General features: G+C 72.6%; 16 protein-coding genes and 1 pseudogene. 8 read left to right on the top strand and 9 right to left on the bottom strand.

The genetic code is table 11. The features are described 5' to 3' along the window. Nucleotides 1–141: 141 nt before the first annotated feature. On the bottom strand, nt 142–648 hold the full coding sequence (locus ACFC1X_RS14230; protein WP_376352774.1) for a MarR family winged helix-turn-helix transcriptional regulator: 507 nt from the start codon (nt 646–648) through the stop codon (nt 142–144). Between the two features lie 103 nt (nt 649–751). Here ACFC1X_RS14230 and ACFC1X_RS14225 point away from each other — a divergent pair. Then, nucleotides 752–2239 (top strand): annotated as a pseudogene (locus tag ACFC1X_RS14225) (SDR family oxidoreductase); the annotation flags it as partial. Nucleotides 2240–2270: 31 nt separating this feature from the next. Further along, nucleotides 2271–3647: a cryptochrome/photolyase family protein gene (locus tag ACFC1X_RS14220; protein WP_376352771.1), complete on the top strand. Its 1377-nt coding sequence runs from the start codon at nt 2271–2273 to the stop codon at nt 3645–3647. A 31-nt stretch (nt 3648–3678) separates the two neighbouring features. Here the strand turns inward: ACFC1X_RS14220 and ACFC1X_RS14215 are convergent, their stop codons facing one another. Beyond that, the gene (locus ACFC1X_RS14215) at nt 3679–4110 is read right to left on the bottom strand and encodes a hypothetical protein (RefSeq protein ID WP_376352768.1); all 432 of its coding nucleotides are present in this window, start codon (nt 4108–4110) and stop codon (nt 3679–3681) included. A 36-nt stretch (nt 4111–4146) separates the two neighbouring features. After that, nucleotides 4147–4479, bottom strand: coding sequence for a DUF3140 domain-containing protein (locus ACFC1X_RS14210; RefSeq protein WP_376352765.1), 333 nt, complete (start codon nt 4477–4479; stop codon nt 4147–4149). Between the two features lie 185 nt (nt 4480–4664). Here ACFC1X_RS14210 and ACFC1X_RS14205 point away from each other — a divergent pair, with 185 nt between their 5' ends. Further along, nucleotides 4665–5465 carry a thioesterase family protein gene (locus ACFC1X_RS14205; protein ID WP_376352762.1) on the top strand — a complete coding sequence of 267 codons (801 nt, stop codon included), beginning with the start codon at nt 4665–4667 and terminating at the stop codon, nt 5463–5465. A gap of 31 nt (nt 5466–5496) precedes the next feature. Here the strand turns inward: ACFC1X_RS14205 and ACFC1X_RS14200 are convergent, their stop codons facing one another. The 3 genes from ACFC1X_RS14200 to ACFC1X_RS14190 all read right to left on the bottom strand — a co-directional run bounded on the left by ACFC1X_RS14200 (nt 5497) and on the right by ACFC1X_RS14190 (nt 9767). Continuing rightward, a complete protein-coding gene (locus ACFC1X_RS14200; protein ID WP_376352760.1) occupies nt 5497–6498 on the bottom strand; it encodes an NADPH:quinone reductase in 1002 nt (333 codons plus the stop codon). A 46-nt stretch (nt 6499–6544) separates the two neighbouring features. Further along, a complete protein-coding gene (locus tag ACFC1X_RS14195; protein ID WP_376352757.1) occupies nt 6545–8179 on the bottom strand; it encodes a fucose isomerase in 1635 nt (544 codons plus the stop codon). 109 nt (nt 8180–8288) lie between these two features. Then, nucleotides 8289–9767 (bottom strand): FGGY-family carbohydrate kinase, encoded by a 1479-nt coding sequence (locus ACFC1X_RS14190; protein ID WP_376352754.1) that lies wholly within the window; start codon nt 9765–9767, stop codon nt 8289–8291. Nucleotides 9768–9959: 192 nt separating this feature from the next. On the opposite strand from ACFC1X_RS14190, the gene ACFC1X_RS14185 reads away from it, so the two are divergent. The 4 genes from ACFC1X_RS14185 to ACFC1X_RS14170 are packed head-to-tail and all read left to right on the top strand — an operon-like array spanning nt 9960 to nt 14283. Further along, nucleotides 9960–11051, top strand: coding sequence for a glycoside hydrolase family 172 protein (locus tag ACFC1X_RS14185; RefSeq protein WP_376352751.1), 1092 nt, complete (start codon nt 9960–9962; stop codon nt 11049–11051). A gap of 46 nt (nt 11052–11097) precedes the next feature. Then, complete coding sequence (locus ACFC1X_RS14180) at nt 11098–12477, top strand: extracellular solute-binding protein (protein WP_376352748.1); 1380 nt, start codon at nt 11098–11100, stop codon at nt 12475–12477. Next, nucleotides 12474–13433: a carbohydrate ABC transporter permease gene (locus ACFC1X_RS14175; protein WP_376352746.1), complete on the top strand. Its 960-nt coding sequence runs from the start codon at nt 12474–12476 to the stop codon at nt 13431–13433. The genes ACFC1X_RS14180 and ACFC1X_RS14175 overlap by 4 nt, the downstream gene beginning before the upstream one ends. Then, nucleotides 13423–14283 (top strand): carbohydrate ABC transporter permease, encoded by an 861-nt coding sequence (locus ACFC1X_RS14170; RefSeq protein WP_376352743.1) that lies wholly within the window; start codon nt 13423–13425, stop codon nt 14281–14283. The genes ACFC1X_RS14175 and ACFC1X_RS14170 overlap by 11 nt, the downstream gene beginning before the upstream one ends. Here the strand turns inward: ACFC1X_RS14170 and ACFC1X_RS14165 are convergent. Further along, nucleotides 14276–15310, bottom strand: coding sequence for a LacI family DNA-binding transcriptional regulator (locus ACFC1X_RS14165; protein WP_376352741.1), 1035 nt, complete (start codon nt 15308–15310; stop codon nt 14276–14278). The two genes, ACFC1X_RS14170 and ACFC1X_RS14165, sit on opposite strands and share 8 nt — an antisense overlap. Nucleotides 15311–15347: 37 nt before the next feature. Then, nucleotides 15348–15884: a DUF2269 domain-containing protein gene (locus ACFC1X_RS14160; protein ID WP_376352739.1), complete on the bottom strand. Its 537-nt coding sequence runs from the start codon at nt 15882–15884 to the stop codon at nt 15348–15350. A 275-nt stretch (nt 15885–16159) separates the two neighbouring features. On the opposite strand from ACFC1X_RS14160, the gene ACFC1X_RS14155 reads away from it, so the two are divergent. Then, on the top strand, nt 16160–16810 hold the full coding sequence (locus ACFC1X_RS14155; RefSeq protein ID WP_376352736.1) for a hypothetical protein: 651 nt from the start codon (nt 16160–16162) through the stop codon (nt 16808–16810). A 22-nt stretch (nt 16811–16832) separates the two neighbouring features. Here ACFC1X_RS14155 and ACFC1X_RS14150 read toward each other — a convergent pair whose 3' ends face one another. Beyond that, the gene (locus ACFC1X_RS14150; protein ID WP_376352733.1) at nt 16833–17822 is read right to left on the bottom strand and encodes a sugar kinase; all 990 of its coding nucleotides are present in this window, start codon (nt 17820–17822) and stop codon (nt 16833–16835) included. Nucleotides 17823–17897: the final 75 nt, after the last annotated feature.

Raw genomic sequence — 17897 nt, 5'->3', positions numbered from 1 at the left:
CGGTCTTCAGGTCTCCTGGTCTCCGGCGGCGAGGAAAGTAGCTCGATCATAAACAATCTCAATGATTGAACTACTGGGGGCCCTCGTGACACACCGACTTCTGCCCCGCCGGGTCCTCCGGATGCGGCGGACGGCGGTGAATCAGCCGTCCTCGGAGCGCACCAGGCCCAGTTCCTGGTTCATCGCCGCCAGGAAGCGCACCACGACCGCCAGTTCGTCCTCGTCGAAGCGCGCGCGTGCGGACGCGGCGGCCTCGGCCAGCGGGCGGAAGTACGTCCGGGCCGCCGCCCGCGCGTCGGGCACGTAGTGCAGGTGGACGACCCTGCGGTCGGCGCTCTCCCGGACCCGGCGCACGTGCCCCGCGCGCTCCAGCCGGTCCACGCACGCGGTGACCGCGCCCGAGGTGAGCCCCAGGTGCTCGCGCAGCCGGCCCGGTGTCATGGGGTCGGGCGAGTCCAGGATCGCGGCGAGCGCCTGCACGTCGGTGGCGTGCAGGCCGTGGGTTCCGGCGAAACCGTGCACGAGGCGGTTGATCTCGCCGTTCATCCGCCTCAGGTGCGAGGCGAGGACGTGCAGGTCACTCGCCTCGGGACCGGCCCCGGTCCCCCGTTCGTGCGCGTGCTGCCCGCGCTGGTTCGCTGTCGCCACGCGATCAGCGTATAGAAGGGTCAACCTGGGCCACCGCGCATCCATCGCCGTACACGCGCGGGAAGTGATCACGTGACGACTGTCCCGTGAGAGACGGAGCCCCATGAGCCCAGAACACGACCGCGCGAACGGCGCAGGCCCGAGCGAGGGCGGCGGGACCGGGCTGCGCTGCCTCGTCACCGGCGCCACCGGGTACGTCGGCGGCCGCCTCGTGCCGGAACTGCTCGGCGCCGGGCACCGGGTGCGGTGCCTGGCCCGCTCCCCGCACAAGCTGCGCGACCATCCGTGGGCCGGGGAGGCCGAGGTGGTGCGCGGAGACGTCCTGGACGCCGACTCGGTGGCGCGGGCGATGGAGGGCGTCGACGTCGCCTACTACCTGGTGCACGCGCTGGGCAGCGGCGAGGACTTCGAGGAGACGGACCGGCGGGCGGCGCGCACCTTCGCCGACCGGGCCGAGGCGGCCGGCGTGCGGCGCATCGTCTACCTCGGCGGCCTGACCCCGTCGGACGTGCCGGAACGGGAACTCTCCCCGCACCTGCGCTCCCGCGCCGAGGTCGGCCGCATCCTGCTGGCCTCCGGGGTGCCCACGACCGTGCTGCGCGCCGCGATCGTCATCGGTTCCGGGTCGGCCTCCTTCGAGATGCTGCGCTACCTCACCGAACGGCTGCCGGTGATGGTCACGCCCAGCTGGGTCCACACCCGCATCCAGCCGATCGCCGTCCGCGACGTGCTGCGCGCGCTAGTCGGCAGCGCAGGCATGCCGGCCGAGGTGTCGCGCGCCTTCGACGTCGGCGGGCCGGACATCCTCACCTACCGCGAGATGATGGTCCGTTACGCCGAGGTCGCACAGCTGCCCCGGCGGCTGATCGTCTCCGTGCCGATGCTCTCGCCGGGCCTGTCCAGCCACTGGGTCGGCCTGATCACGCCGGTCCCCGCCTCGATCGCGCGCCCGCTCACCGAGTCGCTGCGGCACGAGGTGGTGTGCCGGGAGCACGACATCCTGCGGTACGTGCCCGCCCCGCCGGGCTACCCGCTCGGCTTCGACGGCGCGCTGCGGCTGGCCCTGCAACGCGTGCGGGACGCCCAGGTCACCACCCGCTGGTCGTCCGCGTCGGTGCCCGGGGCGCCCAGCGATCCGCTGCCCACCGACCCCGACTGGGCGGGCGGCAGCCTCTACACCGACCACCGCACGCTCACCGTCGACGCGCCGCCCGCCGCGCTGTGGCGGGTCATCGAGGGGATCGGCGGCGACAACGGCTGGTACTCCTTCCCGCTGGCCTGGGCGGTACGGGGCTGGCTCGACCGGCTGGTCGGTGGGGTCGGCCTGCGCCGCGGCCGCCGGGACGCCGCGCGGCTGCGGGCCGGCGACTCGCTCGACTTCTGGCGGGTGGAGGAGATCGTCCCCGGCCGGCTGCTGCGGCTGCGCGCCGAGATGCGGCTGCCGGGCCTGGCCTGGCTGGAGATGCACGCCGACACCGACGGCGCCGGCCGGACGCGGTACCGCCAGCGGGCGCTGTTCCATCCGCACGGGCTGGCCGGGCACGCCTACTGGTGGAGCGTGTGGCCCTTCCACGCCGCGGTGTTCGGCGGCCCGGGCGCCCGATCCCCCTCCGAGGAGCGTCATGACCACGTCGGTCGTCCTGTTCACCCGCGACCTGCGGCTGCACGACCATCCGCCGCTGCGCGCCGCTCTCGACGGGTCCGCGACCGTCGTGCCGCTGTTCGTCCGCGACCGGGCCGTCGACGCCGCCGGCTTCGCCGCGCCCAACCGGCTCGCCTTCCTCGCCGACTGCCTGCGCGACCTGGACGCGGGGCTGCGGGAGCGGGGCGGCCGGCTGATCGTCCGCTCCGGCGACCTGGTCGAGGAGGTGTGCACGGTGGTCGGCGAGGCGGGGGCCGACGAGGTGCACATGGCGGCCGACGTCAGCGGGCACGCCCACCGGCGCGAGGAACTGCTCCGGGACGCCCTCGATGCGCGGGGCTGCCGACTGCACGTCCACGACGCCGTGACGACCGTACTGGCGCCGGGGGCGGTCACCCCGGCTTCCTCCGACCACTTCGCCGTCTTCACGCCGTACTTCCGGCGCTGGAGCGAGTGCTCCGTCCGCGACGCGCTGGCCGCGCCCCGCAAGGTCGGCGTCCCGGACGGCCTCGGCACGGAGCCGCTGCCGCGCCGCCAGGACGTGCCGGGGCTGTCCCCGGGGCTGCCGGCCGGCGGCGAGCGGGAGGCCAGGAAGCGGCTGACGGCCTGGCTGCGCGACGGCATCACCGGCTACGCGGACGGCCACGACGACCTGGCCGGCGACGCCACCTCCCGGCTCTCCCCCCATCTGCACTTCGGTGCCCTCTCCCCCGTCGAGCTGGTCCACCGCGCCCGCGGCAAGGGCGGAGCCGGCGCGGAGGCGTTCGTGCGGCAGGTCGCCTGGCGGGACTTCCACCACCAGGTGCTGTCCGCGCGGCCGCGCTCCTCGGCGCACGACTACCGCACCCGGCACGACCACTGGCGCACCGGTGCCGAGGCCGACGAGGACATCGCCGCGTGGAAGGACGGGCGCACGGGCTATCCGGTCGTCGACGCGGCCATGCGCCAGTTGCGGCACGAGGGCTGGATGCACAACCGGGCCCGGCTGCTGACCGCCAGCTTCCTCACCAAGACGCTCTACATCGACTGGCGGGTGGGCGCCCGGCACTTCCTGGACCTGCTCGTGGACGGCGACGTGGCCAACAACCAGCTCAACTGGCAGTGGGCCGCCGGCACCGGCACGGACACCCGCCCGCACCGCGTCCTCAACCCCACGACCCAGGCACGGCGCTTCGACCCGGACGGGACGTACGTCCGGCGCTGGGTGCCCGAACTGGCGGGCCTGGAGGGGCGGTCCGTGCACGAGCCGTGGCGGCTGACGGGCCGGGAGCGCGCGCGGTACGACGCCTACCCGGACCCGATCGTCGACCTCGCCGAGGGCCTGGACCGCTTCAAGCGGGCCCGCGGACGCGACTGAACGGCCGCGCCGGGCACGCCGCCGGCGGACGTCAGGTGGCAGGGCCGTCGGGGCCGGCCGTGTGGTCCGGGTGGTTCCGGGTGCGGCGCGCCTCCTTCAGCTCCGCCTCGTACAGGTGGTCGCGGCCCTCGGCGAGCCGGTCCACGGCCTCGCGCTCCAGGTCCCTGAACGGCTCGTAATAGGTCCGGTCGTACGCCTCGACGACCTGGAACGTCCAGTGGCCGGGGATGACGTTGCGGCCCAGGATCTCCGTGCGGACCCGTTCCGCCCACTCCGGATGGCCGGCGGCGCGCAGCAGTTCGACGGCGCGGTCCAGCTCGAAGTCCGCCGAGCCGGTCAGCTGGTGGAAGGCGAACAGGTGCCCGCGGGCGCACTCGGTCGTCTCCAGGGCCTTGGACAGGGAGCCCAGGGCCGCCACGGTCTCGTCGCTGACGCCCTCGGGGCGCCGGTGCGGGTCTCCCATCAGGTGCGTCTCCTTCCGGCGGGCGCGGTGGCGGTGTCACGCGAGCGGGTCGTGGCCCCAGTTCATGAGCGAGTAACGCCACCTGGAGTCCTCGACGTCGCCCGACGGGCGCTGGGCCAGGTGCCGGCGGACGTAGCCGACGACCTTGCGCATGTGCTCGTAGTCGTCGTCCGAGAGGTCTTCCCTGTTCGTCCGCTGGATCCGCACGATCCGGCGGCCGGACGCGTGTCCGGTGGACTCGCCCCCGTCCTGGTGGTGACCGGCGTCCAGGGACTCCTCGGTCTCCAGCCACGCCTCCAGGTCGGCCGGTGCCATGTTCACCAGCTCGCGGAAGCCGTCCCAGATCTCCTGCAACTCGTCGCCGTTCATGTCGCCTCACTCCTCGTCGCGCCGCTCCTCCGCGTGCGGGCCCACGCCGCTGGCCCACTGGGTTCCCAGCCGGGGACGGGCCACTCGGGAGATGACCCGTTCGGCGGCGGAACTATCCTGGTCGCGGCCCGGGCACCGCCGCCCGGGGCCCCTCTCGTCGCCGCCGTCGTCCCAGGAGCAGCCCGTTGAACACCAGCACCGCGACCCCGGACAGCTACTACGAGCGGATCGACGAGCACCGCTACAAGCCCACCCGGCACGCCGGCGGGGCGTGGAGCGCGGACGAGCAGCACTTCAGTCCGCTCGGCGGCCTGATCGTGCACGCCGTCGACCGCCACCTGGCCGGGCGGGAGGGTGCGGCCATGTCGGTGAGCCGGATCAGCTTCGACATCCTCGGCCGCCCGGCGCTGGACGAGTGCGAGATCCGGGTGGAGACCGTGCGCCCCGGCCGCACGATAGAACTGGTCGAGGCGACCGTGCTCATCGCCGGCCGGTCCGTGACCCGGGCCAGGGCCTGGCTGCTGGCCGACGTGGACACCGGCGCCGTGGCGGGCGGCGGCGCGGACCGGCTCGCCGCGCCGGAGACCCTCGCCCCCTGGCCCATGGACACCGCGTGGCCCGGCGGATACATCGCCTCCCTGGACGTGCGCCCGGTCGCACCGCCCCTCCCCGGCCGCACCACCGCCTGGGTCTCCACCGGCCTCGACCTGGTCGCCGGGGAGACCGCGAGCCCGCTGGCCTCCTACGTCACCCTGGTGGACACCGCCAACGGCATCGCCGTACGGCAGTCGCCGACGGAGTGGATGTTCCCGAACGTCGACCTGACCCTGCACCTGCACCGCGCGCCCCGCGGGCCCTGGACCGGCCTGGACACCACCGTCGTCTTCGGCCCCACCGGCCAGGGCGTCACCAGCACCGTGCTGCACGACGTCGACGGCCCCGTGGGCCACGCGCAGCAGATGCTGACCGTCCGCCCACTGGGGTGATCCGCGGGGCGGCGGAGCGCGCCGGGGACGGTCACGAGGGTGTGAGGACCAGCCGCCCCCGCACCTCCCCGGCCTCCAGCCGGCGGTGGGCCTCCGCCGTCATCGACAACGGCAGCCGGTCGGCGATATGCGGCCGCCACGGCGTCTCGGTGAGTACGCCCACGACGCCCTCGGCCGCCTCGGCGAGGTCGGCGGTCGTGGCGTTGCTGATGGCGAAGCCCACGATGCTCGCGTCCCTGGTGTAGAGCCGGCTCACCGGCAGCGGGGAGGGCCCGCCGCCCAGCCCCACCATCGCGATCAGCCGTCCGCCCATGGCCAGTGACTCCACGGCGTCGGCGAGCACTCCGTGCCCCGACGTGTCGAGGTGGACGTCGTAACCGTCGGGCGCGGCCCGGCGCACGCGCTCGGCGAGGTCGGGCGACCGGTGGTCGAGGACCTCGGCGGCGCCCAGCTCGCGGACCGCCGCCGCGTCCTCGGACCGCGCCGTGCCCACCACCCGGGCCCCGGCGCGGGCGGCCAGCGCCACCGCCGCGCCGCCGACGTTCCCGGCGCCGCCGCCGACGTACACGGTCTCGCCCGCCCGCAGCCGTCCGTGCCGGAACAGCGCCAGCCAGGCGGAGGCCGCCGGGTGGGCGGCGGCCACGAGGTGTTCGGCGGCGATGCCGGGCGGCGTCTCGTAGAGGCGTTCGGCGGCGACCGCCGCGTACTCGGCGAAGGAGCCCTGCCGGCCCGCGTGGCCCAGGCTGTTGCACCACACCCGCTGCCCGGGGGTGAAGCCCGCCGCGCCGGACCCGGTCAGGGCGACCTCGCCCACCAGGTCGCGGCCGACGACGAAGGGCAGCGGCAGCGGTGTGGCGTAGGCGCCGGACCGTACGAAGGTGTCGACGGGGTCGACCGCCACGGCCGACACCCGCACGAGCACGTCGGTGGGTCCCACCGGCGGCACCGGGAGGGGGCCGTGGCGGATGGCGTCGGCCGGACCGACGGCGTCGATGTACGCCGCCCGCATCACGTCGGGGACTGTGCCGTTCATGACGTCATGCTACGAACCGTCCGCTCTCGTCGCAGCCCGCCGGGGGCTACAGCGGCACGTCCCCGCACAGGTGCACGTCGAGGCCGAGTTCGGCGAAGAGCGCCGCCTTGGCGCGCAGCGCCTTGTCGGCCGTCGCCGCGTCGGGCGCGTAGGCGACGTTGAGGTGGTTGGCGCGGTGGCGGGCCATGAACTGGTCGCGGGTGACGCCGTGCAGCACCGCGTGCATGATCGGCCACTGGGGGTTGGTGGCGTCCAGGCGGCGCCGGGTCTCCTCCTCGGGCAGCTCGACGGCGCTCGCCCGGCCGAGGTCGACGTGGAGGCGGCCGTCCATGAGGAAGACGCGCGACCAGACGATCTCGCCCGGCTTGGAGACCCCGCTGAGGGTGCCGCCGCCGAGCGGGAAGAACATCGGCGGCTGGCGCATGCTGTACGACTTGTCGTAGCCGCCGTGGTGGGAGGCGGGGACGGAGCCGGAGATCTCGAAGACCCAGACGAACCGGCCGTCGTACTCCTCGCCCCAGCGGATGTCGTGCAGCGTGGTGGCCGGGTCGAGGCCCATCGCGGTCCAGATGCGGTTGGTGACCAGGGAGTCGACGGCGACGCCCTCGTCTACCTCGTTGAAGTGCGGCAGCGGCGCCCCCGCGTACAGCTCACGGGCGCCGTCCCGGCTGAGTACGGGCGGGCGCTGGACGTTGTTGAGCAGCCCCTCGGCGAGGTCGCTGGCCGGGACGGTGTCCTTCAGGCCCTGCTGGTACTGGATGCCGACCGCGTCGAGTCCGAAGTCGTCGGAGATCCGCAGCGCGGCTATGTACATCTTGAACTGGCTCAGCAGCTGGGCGTCGGTGAGTTCGGTGGCCTCGTCGGTGCCGGTGTGGAAGGTCATGCCGGCGTCGTCGAGCCAGGTGCGCACGGCCTGCGCCTCCGCGTCGGAGACCTTGTTCATCTCGGCGACCAGGGCGCTCTGCGAGAGGCGTTCCTTGTAGATGCCGAGGGCGTTGAGGAACTCGTCGTCGATGATGGCGTTGTACATGCCCATGCAGCCCTCGTCGAAGACGCCGATGACGGCCTTCTCCTGACGCAGCTGCCGGGCGAGGGCGGTACCGAGTTCGGTCTCGGCGTCCCGGGGCAGCGGGGGCAGCGGCCGGACATGGCCGGTGTCGTGGGTGAGCGCGCCGGTCTCCAGCCAGGTGCGCAGGCCCTCGCGGGCCCAGTCGTCGGTGAAGTCGGGGCTCCACAGGACGGAGTAGTCGATCCCGGCCTTGGTGAGGCTGCCGGCCAGACCCAGCAGGCCGACCAGGCCCGGGAACTCGCCGCTCCAGTTGGCCACGACCAGGATCGGCCCCCGGTGGTCGCGCAGGCCGGCCAGGACGTGGTGGCTGTACTGCCACACGGCCTCCACGACGATCAGCGGGGCGTCCACGGGCAGGTTCCTGAAGACCTCGATACCGGCCCGCTGGCTGTCGATGAACCCGTGGCCCTTGGCCTCGTCGACCGGGTGGCCGCGGCGCACCTTCCGGCCGAGGGCGGTGACGGCCGCCGCGAGGTCGCTCTCCAGCTTCTCCTGGGTGGGCCAGCAGGTGGTGTTGGCGGCGGGTCGCAGGTCGCCGCTGGTGACGGTGTAGACGGTGTCCGGCTCGGCGGCCGGCGGCTGGTGGGGGGTCGGCAGGGCGTACGCGGTCATGCGGTCTCCGTAGGTTGTGCGTGCGGCTCGTGGGGGCCGGCGGGTCGAGCGGGGTGGGACGGCGGGTCCGCGAGGGACCGGGTGGGGCGGGGCCGGGCGGGCGCGCGGGTCAGCGGTCCTGGAGGGTCGCCAGGGTGTGCACGACGTCCGAGGTGGCCGGGTAGAGCCGCCGGTAGAGGGCGTACAGCTCCTCGTAGCGCCCGGTGTCGGCGGGTTGCGGGGTCACCGTGGTGCGCACCGGGTTCCAGGCGTCGACGGAGACGTCCTCGACGAGTCCGGCGGCGAGCAGCGCGCCGCCGTAGCTCGCGCCGATGGTGATGGTGCGCACCTCCTGCGGGCGGCCGGTGATGTCGGAGACGATCTGCGTCCACAGGGCGCCCTGGGTGCCGCCGCCGACGGCGACCACGCGGCGGATGTCGCCGCCGGCCGCCTCGATGACCTCGATGTTGTGGCGGACGCCGAAGCCGGTGGCCTCCAGGGCGGCCCGGTAGAGGTCGCCGCGGGTGTGGGACAGGGTCAGTCCGGCGATGACGCCGCGCGCGTCCGGGTCCATCACCGGGGTGCGCTCGCCGGAGAAGTAGGGCAGCATCAGCAGGCCGTTGGCGCCGGGGCCCGACTCGGCGGCCCGGCGGGTGAGCCCGGCGTGGTCCGCGTCGGCGAACAGGTCGCGCAGCCAGTTGGTGACCGCGCCGGACGTCGCCATGCCGCCGGCCAGGTTGCGGGTGCCGGGCAGCGCGCCGACCGTGCCCCACAGGGACGGGCTGGTCAGCGGCTCGGGCACGGTGTGGACGAGGAACATGGTGGTGCCGTACATCAGCATCAGGTCGCCGGTGTTCTGGGCGCCCACGCTCAGCGCCTCGGCCCAGGCGTCGACGGTGCCGGTGGTGACGGGAACGCCGGAGGGCAGACCGGTCTCGCGGGCGGCCTCGGCGGTGAGGGTGCCGGCCGGCTCCGTGGACCAGCGCAGGGGCGGGAGTTCGATGCCGGGGGCGACCTCGGCGGCCCAGGGGGCGTACCACTCGCGGGCGTGTGTGTCGTACAGGGGTGTGCACTGGCTGGCCGAGTGGTGGTCCAGGACGTAGGCACCGGTGAGCTTGCGGACCAGCCAGGAACTCGGCATGTAGAGGCGGCGGGCGCGGGCGTAGTGGTCGGGCTCCTCGTCCGCGATCCAGGCGATCTTGGGTCCGGCGGCCTGGGTGGTGAGGGCGGACCCGCCACGCCGGATGATCTCCTCGGCGCCGAGCCGGCCCTCGATCCGCTCGATCTGGCGGACCGAACGGGTGTCCACGCCGTAGAGGATCGCGGGGCGCACGGGCGTGTCGTGCTCGTCGGTGAGCAGCACGCACGGGCCCATGCCGCTGACCCCGACGGCGGTCACGGTGGTGTCACCGGCGGCGGTCAACTCCCGGGCCAGCTCGGTGAACTCGCGCCACCACACCTGCGCGTCCATTTCGAAGCGTCCGGGGCCCGGCCTGGCGGGGGTGTGCTCCCGTACGGCCGAGCGGATCAGGGTGCCGTCGAGTCCGACGAGTACGCCCTTGCTGCTGGACGTGCCGATGTCCACACCGATGACTGCGTTGCGAGGCATGGCGAGCACGGTTGCAGAAATCGATTTCAGCGTCAAGGGAGCGCGCACTGCGGCACGGTTTCCCAGAGAATGCCCGGTCAGACAGGGGGCGCACGGCATGAAAACACACCTCCATCTCACCTCTTGACACCCCTTGGAGGCCGCTCTACGTTTCGGTGAAATGGATTTCAGAGATGTTGAGGGCAAGACACGATGACGAACTTTGGACTCGACGGCATCTCCCGCAGGACGCGCGCCGTGAGCCGTTCCATCAGCGCCGAGAACGTCACCGGCGCCAAGTCCGGCGGCGGCCGGGCCACTCAGGGCACCGGAGCGGTCGCGGCGAGCAGGCTGGGACCGGGCTGGAAGATCTCCCCCAGCATCGACATCCCCGCCGGCGAGACCGCGGTGCTCGCCGACATCGAGGGCCCCGGCACCATCCGTCACCTGTGGTGCACCACCGACCCGCACCGGGCCTGGCGCGGCACGCTGCTGCGGATGTACTGGGAGGGCGAGGAGACCCCGGCCGTCGAGGTGCCGCTCGGCGACTTCTTCTGCAACGGCTGGAACGTGTTCAGCCAGGTCTCCTCGGTGCCCGTCGCAGCCAACCCCAACGGCGGCTTCAACGCCTACTGGCCGATGCCGTTCCGCCGCGCGGCGCGCATCACCCTGGAGAACCTGACCGCCGAGAAGATGACGCTCTACTACCAGGTGGACTACGAGCTGGACGAGGTCGGCGACGACGCTTCGTACTTCCACGCCCAGTGGCGGCGCAGCCACCCCGTTCCGCTCGGCGAGGTGCACACCCTGCTCGACGGCGTCACCGGCGCCGGCAGCTATGTCGGCACCTACCTGGCGTGGGGCGTCAACAGCCCCGGCTGGTGGGGCGAGGGCGAGCTGAAGTTCTACCTCGACGGCGACGACGAGTACCCCACGATCTGCGGCACCGGCACCGAGGACTACTTCGGCGGCGCCTGGAACTTCGACGTCCCCGGCCAGGGTTACACCGCGTACACCACCCCGTACCTCGGCCTGAACCAGATCCTGCGCCCCGACGGGCTCTACCTCAGCCAGCAGCGGTTCGGGATGTACCGCTGGCACGTCCTGGACCCCGTCCGGTTCGCCGAAGACCTCCGCGTCACCGTGCAGAGCCTCGGCATCGGGCCGGGCCAGGGCAACGGCCTGCCGCACCGCTACCGGCACACCGGCGACGACATCGCCAGTACGTCGCTCTTCTACCTGGACGCCCCGAGTTCCGCGTCCCGTCCGGCCACCCCGGACCTCCTCACGCTCGAAGTCGACTGACTCCCACCGCTCCCAGGCCCCATCCCACTCCGACAGGAGCGCACGCATGCTCCAGCACGGCAACGAAGCCGGGCACCCGGCCCTCTCCCCGGCCGGCACCTCGCGCCGCCGCTTCCTCACCGCCATGGCGGGCACCGGCGCGGCGGTCGCGGCCCCGGCCCTGCTCACCGGCTGCGGCACGGCCCGGGCGAAGGGGGGCAACCTCCAGTTCTGGAACTTCTACGGGCCCCAGCGCTCGCCCGATCCGGCGATCAACGCGCAGTCCAAGTGGTTCACCGACATGGTCGGGAAGTGGAACGCCACCCACAAGCCGCAGATCGACCTGGTCTACCTGCCGCAGCCCACCTACCTCAACGGATTCAAACTGCCGTCCGCCTTCGCCACCGGCGAGGGCCCGGACATCTTCATGCTCTCCCCCGGTGACTTCCTCCGGTACTACAACGGCGGTGTCCTGGAGGACCTGACGCCGCACATGGAGCAGGCGGCCGTGGACGACTTCGGCGCCACCCTGGACAGCCGCAAGGTCGACGGCAAGGTCTACGCCCTGCCGATGGAGGTCGAGCCGCTGGCCATGTTCTACTCCCAGGGCCTGTGGGAGAAGGCCGGCCTGTCCGAGGCCGACATCCCCACCACCTGGGACCAGATGCTCGACGTCGGCGACAAGTTGCGCGGCCGCACCACGGCCGGCCTCGTCCTCGAGACCAAGCCGGGCTACTACCAGAACTTCACCTGGTACCCGTGGATGTGGCAGGGCGGCGGCGACGTCCTCGACGAGCGGGGCGAGGTCGCCTTCGACTCCAAGGCGTCCCGTCAGGCCCTCGGGCTGTGGCAGGACGCGGTACGCCATGGCATCGCCCCGCGCACCCTGCCGGCCGCCGGCGACGTCATCGGCGGTTTCAAGGGCGGCAACGTCGCCATGTGGCAGCAGGGCATCTGGAACGTCTCCAGCTTCAAGGCGTTCGCGCCCGGCTATCCGTACGGTGTCTTCAAGCTCCCCACTCCCCCGGGCGGCGACTACGTCACGGCGCTGGGCGGCTGGTCGTTCTGCGCCAACGCGCAGGGCCGCGACCCCGGGGCGGCGGCCGAGTTCTGCGTGTGGGCGCTGGGCTCCATGGCGGACGAGTGCGTCGACCGGATGGTCGACTGGTGCGTCGGCGCCAAGTCCGACGTGGCGCCCCGGGCCAGTGCCCTGGAGCGCGGCGCCGCCAAGGGCGGTTACGACTCCGAGGTGATGCGCCGGTTCAAGGACGAGATATACCCCGGCGGCCGCGCCGAACCGCGCTACCCGCCGGTGGTCTACAAGGCGATCTCCGACGCCATCCAGGGCAGCATGCTCGCCGGGCGCGGCGTGGACGGCGAGATCGAGCGGGCCACCCGGTCCATCGACGCGTACACCAAGAGCTACAAGGGGGCGAGCCTGATATGAGCAGCGTCGCCGCGAAGGAGCACCGGGCGGGCGTGGCCGAGGCGCGGCCGGTCTCGTCCCGGGGGCCCGGCCTCAGCCGCAAGCACCGCGAGTGGCTGGCCGCCGCGCTCTTCCTCGCCCCGGACGTCCTGGGGCTGCTGGTCTTCGTCGCCGTCCCGATGGTGCTGTCCATCGCCCTGAGCTTCTTCCAGGTCAGCGGCTTCGGCAGCTACGAGTGGATCGGGCTCGGCAACTACGAGCGGATGATGGACGACCCGCTCTTCTGGGACTCCATGAAGATCACGGGCCTGTACGTCGTGGTCCTGGTCCCCGTGCTGTTCTGCGTGAGCCTCGGCCTCGGCCTGCTGGTCAAGCAGAGGCTGCCCGGCATGGGCGCCTACCGCACCGCGCTCTTCCTGCCGTACGTCATCAGCCTCGTGGTGGTCGGCGTGCTGTGGAAGTTCCTGCTCGACGAGCAGACCGGCGCGGTCAACCGGGCCATGCGGGCGGCCGGGCTCGACGGCGAGTCCTGGCTGGGCAGTCCGTCCCTGGCGCTCGGCTGCGTCATCGCCGTCATGGTGTGGGTGATGATGGGCTACTACATGATCATCTTCCTGTCTGGCCTCCAGGAGATCCCGAAGGAGTACTACGAGGCCGCGCGGCTCGACGGCGCGGGCCCCTGGACCACCTTCCGCCGCATCACCTGGCCGCTGCTGCGCCCGACCAGCTTCTTCGTGCTGATGATGTCCACGGTCGCCGCCATCACCGGCGGCCTCGACCTGATCTTCGTCCTGACCAACGGCGGGCCCGCCAACGGCACGTCCCTGGCGATCTTCTACATCTACCAACAGGCCTTCGGCTTCGGTGAGTACGGCTACGCGTCGGCCATGGGCTCGTTCCTGGTCCTGATCATGGTCGCCGTCTCCGCGGTGATCTTCAAGTTCACGAGAGGCGGGAGGTTCGACGATGGCGAGTGACGCCATGGCGGCCCAGGCCGACACCCGGAGGGGCCGACGCCGGCCGCTCTCCCCGCGCGCCGGACTGACCGTCCTGGCGGTGGCCCTGTCGGTGATCAGCGTCCTGCCGGTGCTGTGGATGGTGACGTCGTCCTTCAAGACCCGCGCCACAGTCACCGACGGCAGGCTGGTGCCCACGGACTTCACCTTCGACAACTTCGTGTACGTCTTCACGGAGGTGCCGTTCGCGCGCTACCTGTGGAACAGCTTCTTCATCTCCGCGGTGATCACCGTCGCCGCCCTGTTCTTCCACTCGATGGCCGCCTACGCGCTGGCCCGGCTGCGCTTCCCGGGCCGCGAGAAGCTCTTCGGCGCCATCTTCGCGACGCTCCTGGTCACCGCGCCCGTGGTGCTGATCCCGCTGTTCCTGGTGGCCCGCGAGCTGAACCTGCTGGACAGCTACGCGGGACTGATCATCCCGGCGATCTTCAACGCCTTCGGCATCTTCCTGCTGCGCCAGTTCTACCTGGGGCTGCCCAAGGAGCTGGAGGAGGCGGCGGTGATCGACGGCTGCGGGCACTGGCGGGTCTACTGGAACATCGTGCTGCCGATGTCCCGGCCGATCCTCTCCGCGCTGGCGATCTTCTTCTTCCTCGCCAACTGGAACGCCTTCGTCTGGCCGTTGGTCGCCACCAACGACCAGGACCTGACAGTGGTTCAGCTGGGCATCGCCTCGTTCCAGACGCAGTACACCTCGAACTGGAACTACATCCTGGCCGCGGCGACGGTGGCCGCGCTGCCCATGCTGATCCTCTTCTTCGTCTTCCAGAGGCAGATCGTGGAGTCCATCAAGACGTCCGGCATCAAGTAGCCGGGCCGCCGGTGCTCTCCCGGACCTGGAGCTTCGTGCGCAGCACCACGGTCTGCAACGGGGAGTCCCCGCCCTCGATGCGCTGGAGCAGCAGGTCGGCGGCTGTGCGCCCGAGTTCGTACGAGGGCAGCTCCACCGCCGACAGGGACGGCCGCACCAGGGACGCCCAGGGGACGTCGCCGAAGGAGAGCACCCCGGTGCCGGGCGGGGTGCGGCCGGCCTCGCGCAGGGCATCGAGCACGCCGATGGTCATGAGGTTGTTGGCGACGAACACGGCGTCGGGCGGCTCGGGCAGGGCGAGGAGTTCCCGCATCGCCGCCCTGCCGCCCTCGACCCGGAAGTCGGCGTGCCGTACGTAGGTGTCGTCCTCGGCTTCCGCGCCGCGCGCGGCCCGCAGTGCCTCGCGGTGGCCGGCGAGGCGTTCCTCGGAGGTCGAGGCGCCCTGCGGTCCGGTGACGCAGGCGATCCTGCGGTAGCCGGCCCGCAGCAGGTGCCGGGTGGCCGCCGCACCGCCGTGCCGGTCGTCGAGCCCGACCGCGTCCACCTCGGCGTCCCGGGGCCGGCGGTCCACGGCGACGACCGGGACGCCGCGGGCGATCAGCGGCCCGAGGTCGGTCTCGTCCTGGGAGGCCGCCGCCACGATCACGCCGGCCATCTGCTCGCCGAGGGCCACCTCCAGGTAGCGGCGCTCCTTCTCGGTGTCCTCGTCGGAGTTGCACAGCACCACCGAGAGGCTGGTGCGCTGCGCGGCGTCCTCGACACCGCGGGCGAGCGAGGTGAAGAACGGGTTCTCGATGTCCGGGATGATCAGGGCGATCACGCTGGAGCGCTGTTTGCGCAGCGACCGCGCCAGCCTGTTGGGCGCGAAGCCCAGGGCCGCCGCGGCCTGTTGGACGGACTGGGCCCGGGCCGGGGTGACATTGCCGCCGTTGAAGACCCGTGAGACGGTCGCCGGGGATACTCCGGCGGCTCGCGCCACGTCCTGGATCGTCACCACCTGCGTCCGCGTCCTCTCACCCTGCGTCATGCCCACCCGGTCACCCTACCTGCGTCTGAAAAGGATTTCACCCTTGGCCCGAGCGGGAGAGGGCCCGGGCGGACCCGGACGGCCGGGCCCGCAGCCTGCGGCCGCGACGCGTGGGTCCCCACGGCTTGAGGACCGAGATCACCGTCATGAAGACGTAGGCGGACAGCGAGACGACCGGCCCGAACAGCACGTCCCCGGCGTCCGGCAGCGACTCGCCCCCGGCGACGGCGGTGAACGCCGCGTTCACGCCGGGACGCAGCGCGAAGACCGTGGCGGTCGTGGTGGCCAGGGTCAGCCAGAACTTGGTGAACACCCACCGATGCCGGGCCAGCCCCCACGCCGTGCCCAGGGCCAGCAGCACTCCGCTGACCAGGGTGAGGACGGCGAGCGGCAGCAGCAGCCAGTCGGCGAACAGCTTCATACCGCGGACACTGGCCTCCACCGCGGCGGGGGACGCGGTGGAGGCCGCGGTCAGTCCGAGGGCCAGCAGCCCGAGGGTGAGCCCGAGCCAGCCGGCGGAGGCGACGACGTGGACGACGAGGAGGGCCCGGCGTGCGGGTCGGCTGAGTTTCACGCCACCCACGCTGCCGGGACTCGGGCGGGAAGACGTCCGGCGGCGGGAGTAACCCCGGGTACTGAGCCGGGCGTACACGGCGGGGTCCGCGGTGCCTCGGCCGGAGCAGCCGGAAACGCGGGGTTGCCCTCGAATTAACGGCAGACCGCGGAATCCGTAATGCCGCGATATCTCCATCGAATTCGCCGAATTGCCATCTGATCCGGACCTGACCGCACCACGGAATCCCTATGCTGCTCAAGCCTCACTCGTGTGATGAAAGCCGAGGAATTCCTGTGAGACGTACGAGCTCCGTTCTGCTGTCCCTGAGCGCCCTGGTGGCGGCCTCCGCCCTGGCCGCTCCCGCGGCGGCGGCCGCACCGGTGGCCGACCGGCCGGCCGCCGCGCCCGCCGGCTGGGAGGCGGTGGACGCGTCCGCGCTGTCGCGCCTCACGGACGACGCGGACGCCCGGCGGGCCCCGCTCGCGGCCGCGGAGCCCGAGCTGCTGGCCGTGCAGTCGGTCCGCAACAACCGCTTCGTGGCCACCGAGGCGAACTACCCCGCCCCGAACACCGGTGTGCAGCGGGCCCGTTCCGCCGAGTTCGGCGGTTCGTGGGAGAGCTTCGCCTTCGAGTGGGACGAGGCCACCCAGACCTACGCGCTGCGTTCCCTCGCGAACAACCGCTATGTGGCGGTGGAGAAGAACTACACCGGCAGCGCGCGGAACGTCCTGCGCGCCCGCTCCACGAGTGTGGGCGGCTGGGAGCGGTTCGTCCTCTTCTACAACGAGGACCTGGAGCGCTACGCGCTGCAGTCCACGCTGAACGGGCTCTTCGTCACCATGGAGAACGGCTACACCGGTTCGCTCCAGTACGCGCTGCGCGCCCGCTCCGCCGAGATCACGGGTTCGTGGGAGGAGTTCGTCCTGTACGACATCGGCGCCTGAGGCGCGTAGCCGTCCCGCCGGGTCAGGGCCGGGCGGCCGCCTTCCAGTCCTCGTCGGTGAGGTCCAGCAGCGCCCCGATCGTGGCCGCGTCGGGCAGGATCCCGTGGTCCCCGACCACCCGCAGCGCGGACGCCGCCGTGATGTGGCCGAGGCGCAGGGCCCGGGTGAGGTCGGTGCCTCGCCACAGTCCGGCGAGGAATCCGGCGGCGAACGCGTCGCCCGCGCCGACCGGTTCGACGACGTCCGTCTTCAGGGCGGGCACCGTGCACGCGCCGTCCTCGGTGAACGCGGTCGCGCCCCGCCCGCCGTCCTTGACGACGAGGATGCGGGGGCCGCTCAGCAGCCCGCGGACGTCGGCGGCGGTCAGCCCGGCGCCCCACAGGTCCTGTGCCTCGTCGAGGCCGACGAAGGTGATGTCGGCGCGGTCGGCCAGGTCGCGGAGTACCGAGGGGGCGGTGTCCGGCGGCCACAGCGCGGCGCGGTGGTTGACGTCGAAACTGACCGCGTGGGGACGCTCCGCACGCGGCACGTCCAGCGCCCGTTCCACCAGGGCGCGGCAGGACCGGGACAGCGCCGGGGTGACGCCGGTCAGGTGCAGGAGGGCGGCCCCGCCGAGCCGGTCGTCGTCCAGGACGCCGGGGCCCAGGGCGGAGGCCGCCGAACCCTGCCGGTAGTAGTGGACGCGGGTGCCCTCGGCGCCCGGGTCCTTCAGCAGCAGGCCGGTCGGCCGGGCCGGGTCGGTCCGTACGCCCGAGACGTCCACGCCCGCCTTCCCCACGGCCGACCGCACCCGCCGGCCGAGCGCGTCGTCACCGACGGCCGACAGCCAGGAGACGGGCAGCCCGTGGTCGGCGAGGTACATGGCGACGTTCGACTCGGCACCCGCCACCGAGAGGCGCACGGACTCGGCACTGTCCAGGGCGTCGGGCGGGGCGGGCGACATGGCCGCCATGGTCTCCCCCACGCAGACCACGGGACCCGGTGCGGGACGCCAGGGGCTCGCGGCGCTCATGCCCGCGCCTCCGACGCCGTGAGCAGGGGTTCGGGACGGTCGGCGGCCGGTGCCACCGCGCCAGGGGCGCAAGGC

Origin of the sequence: Streptomyces sp. NPDC056128, from assembly GCF_042263835.1 — a bacterium.
Classification (GTDB): domain Bacteria; phylum Actinomycetota; class Actinomycetes; order Streptomycetales; family Streptomycetaceae; genus Streptomyces.
This window is presented reverse-complemented; position numbering and strand designations above follow the sequence as displayed.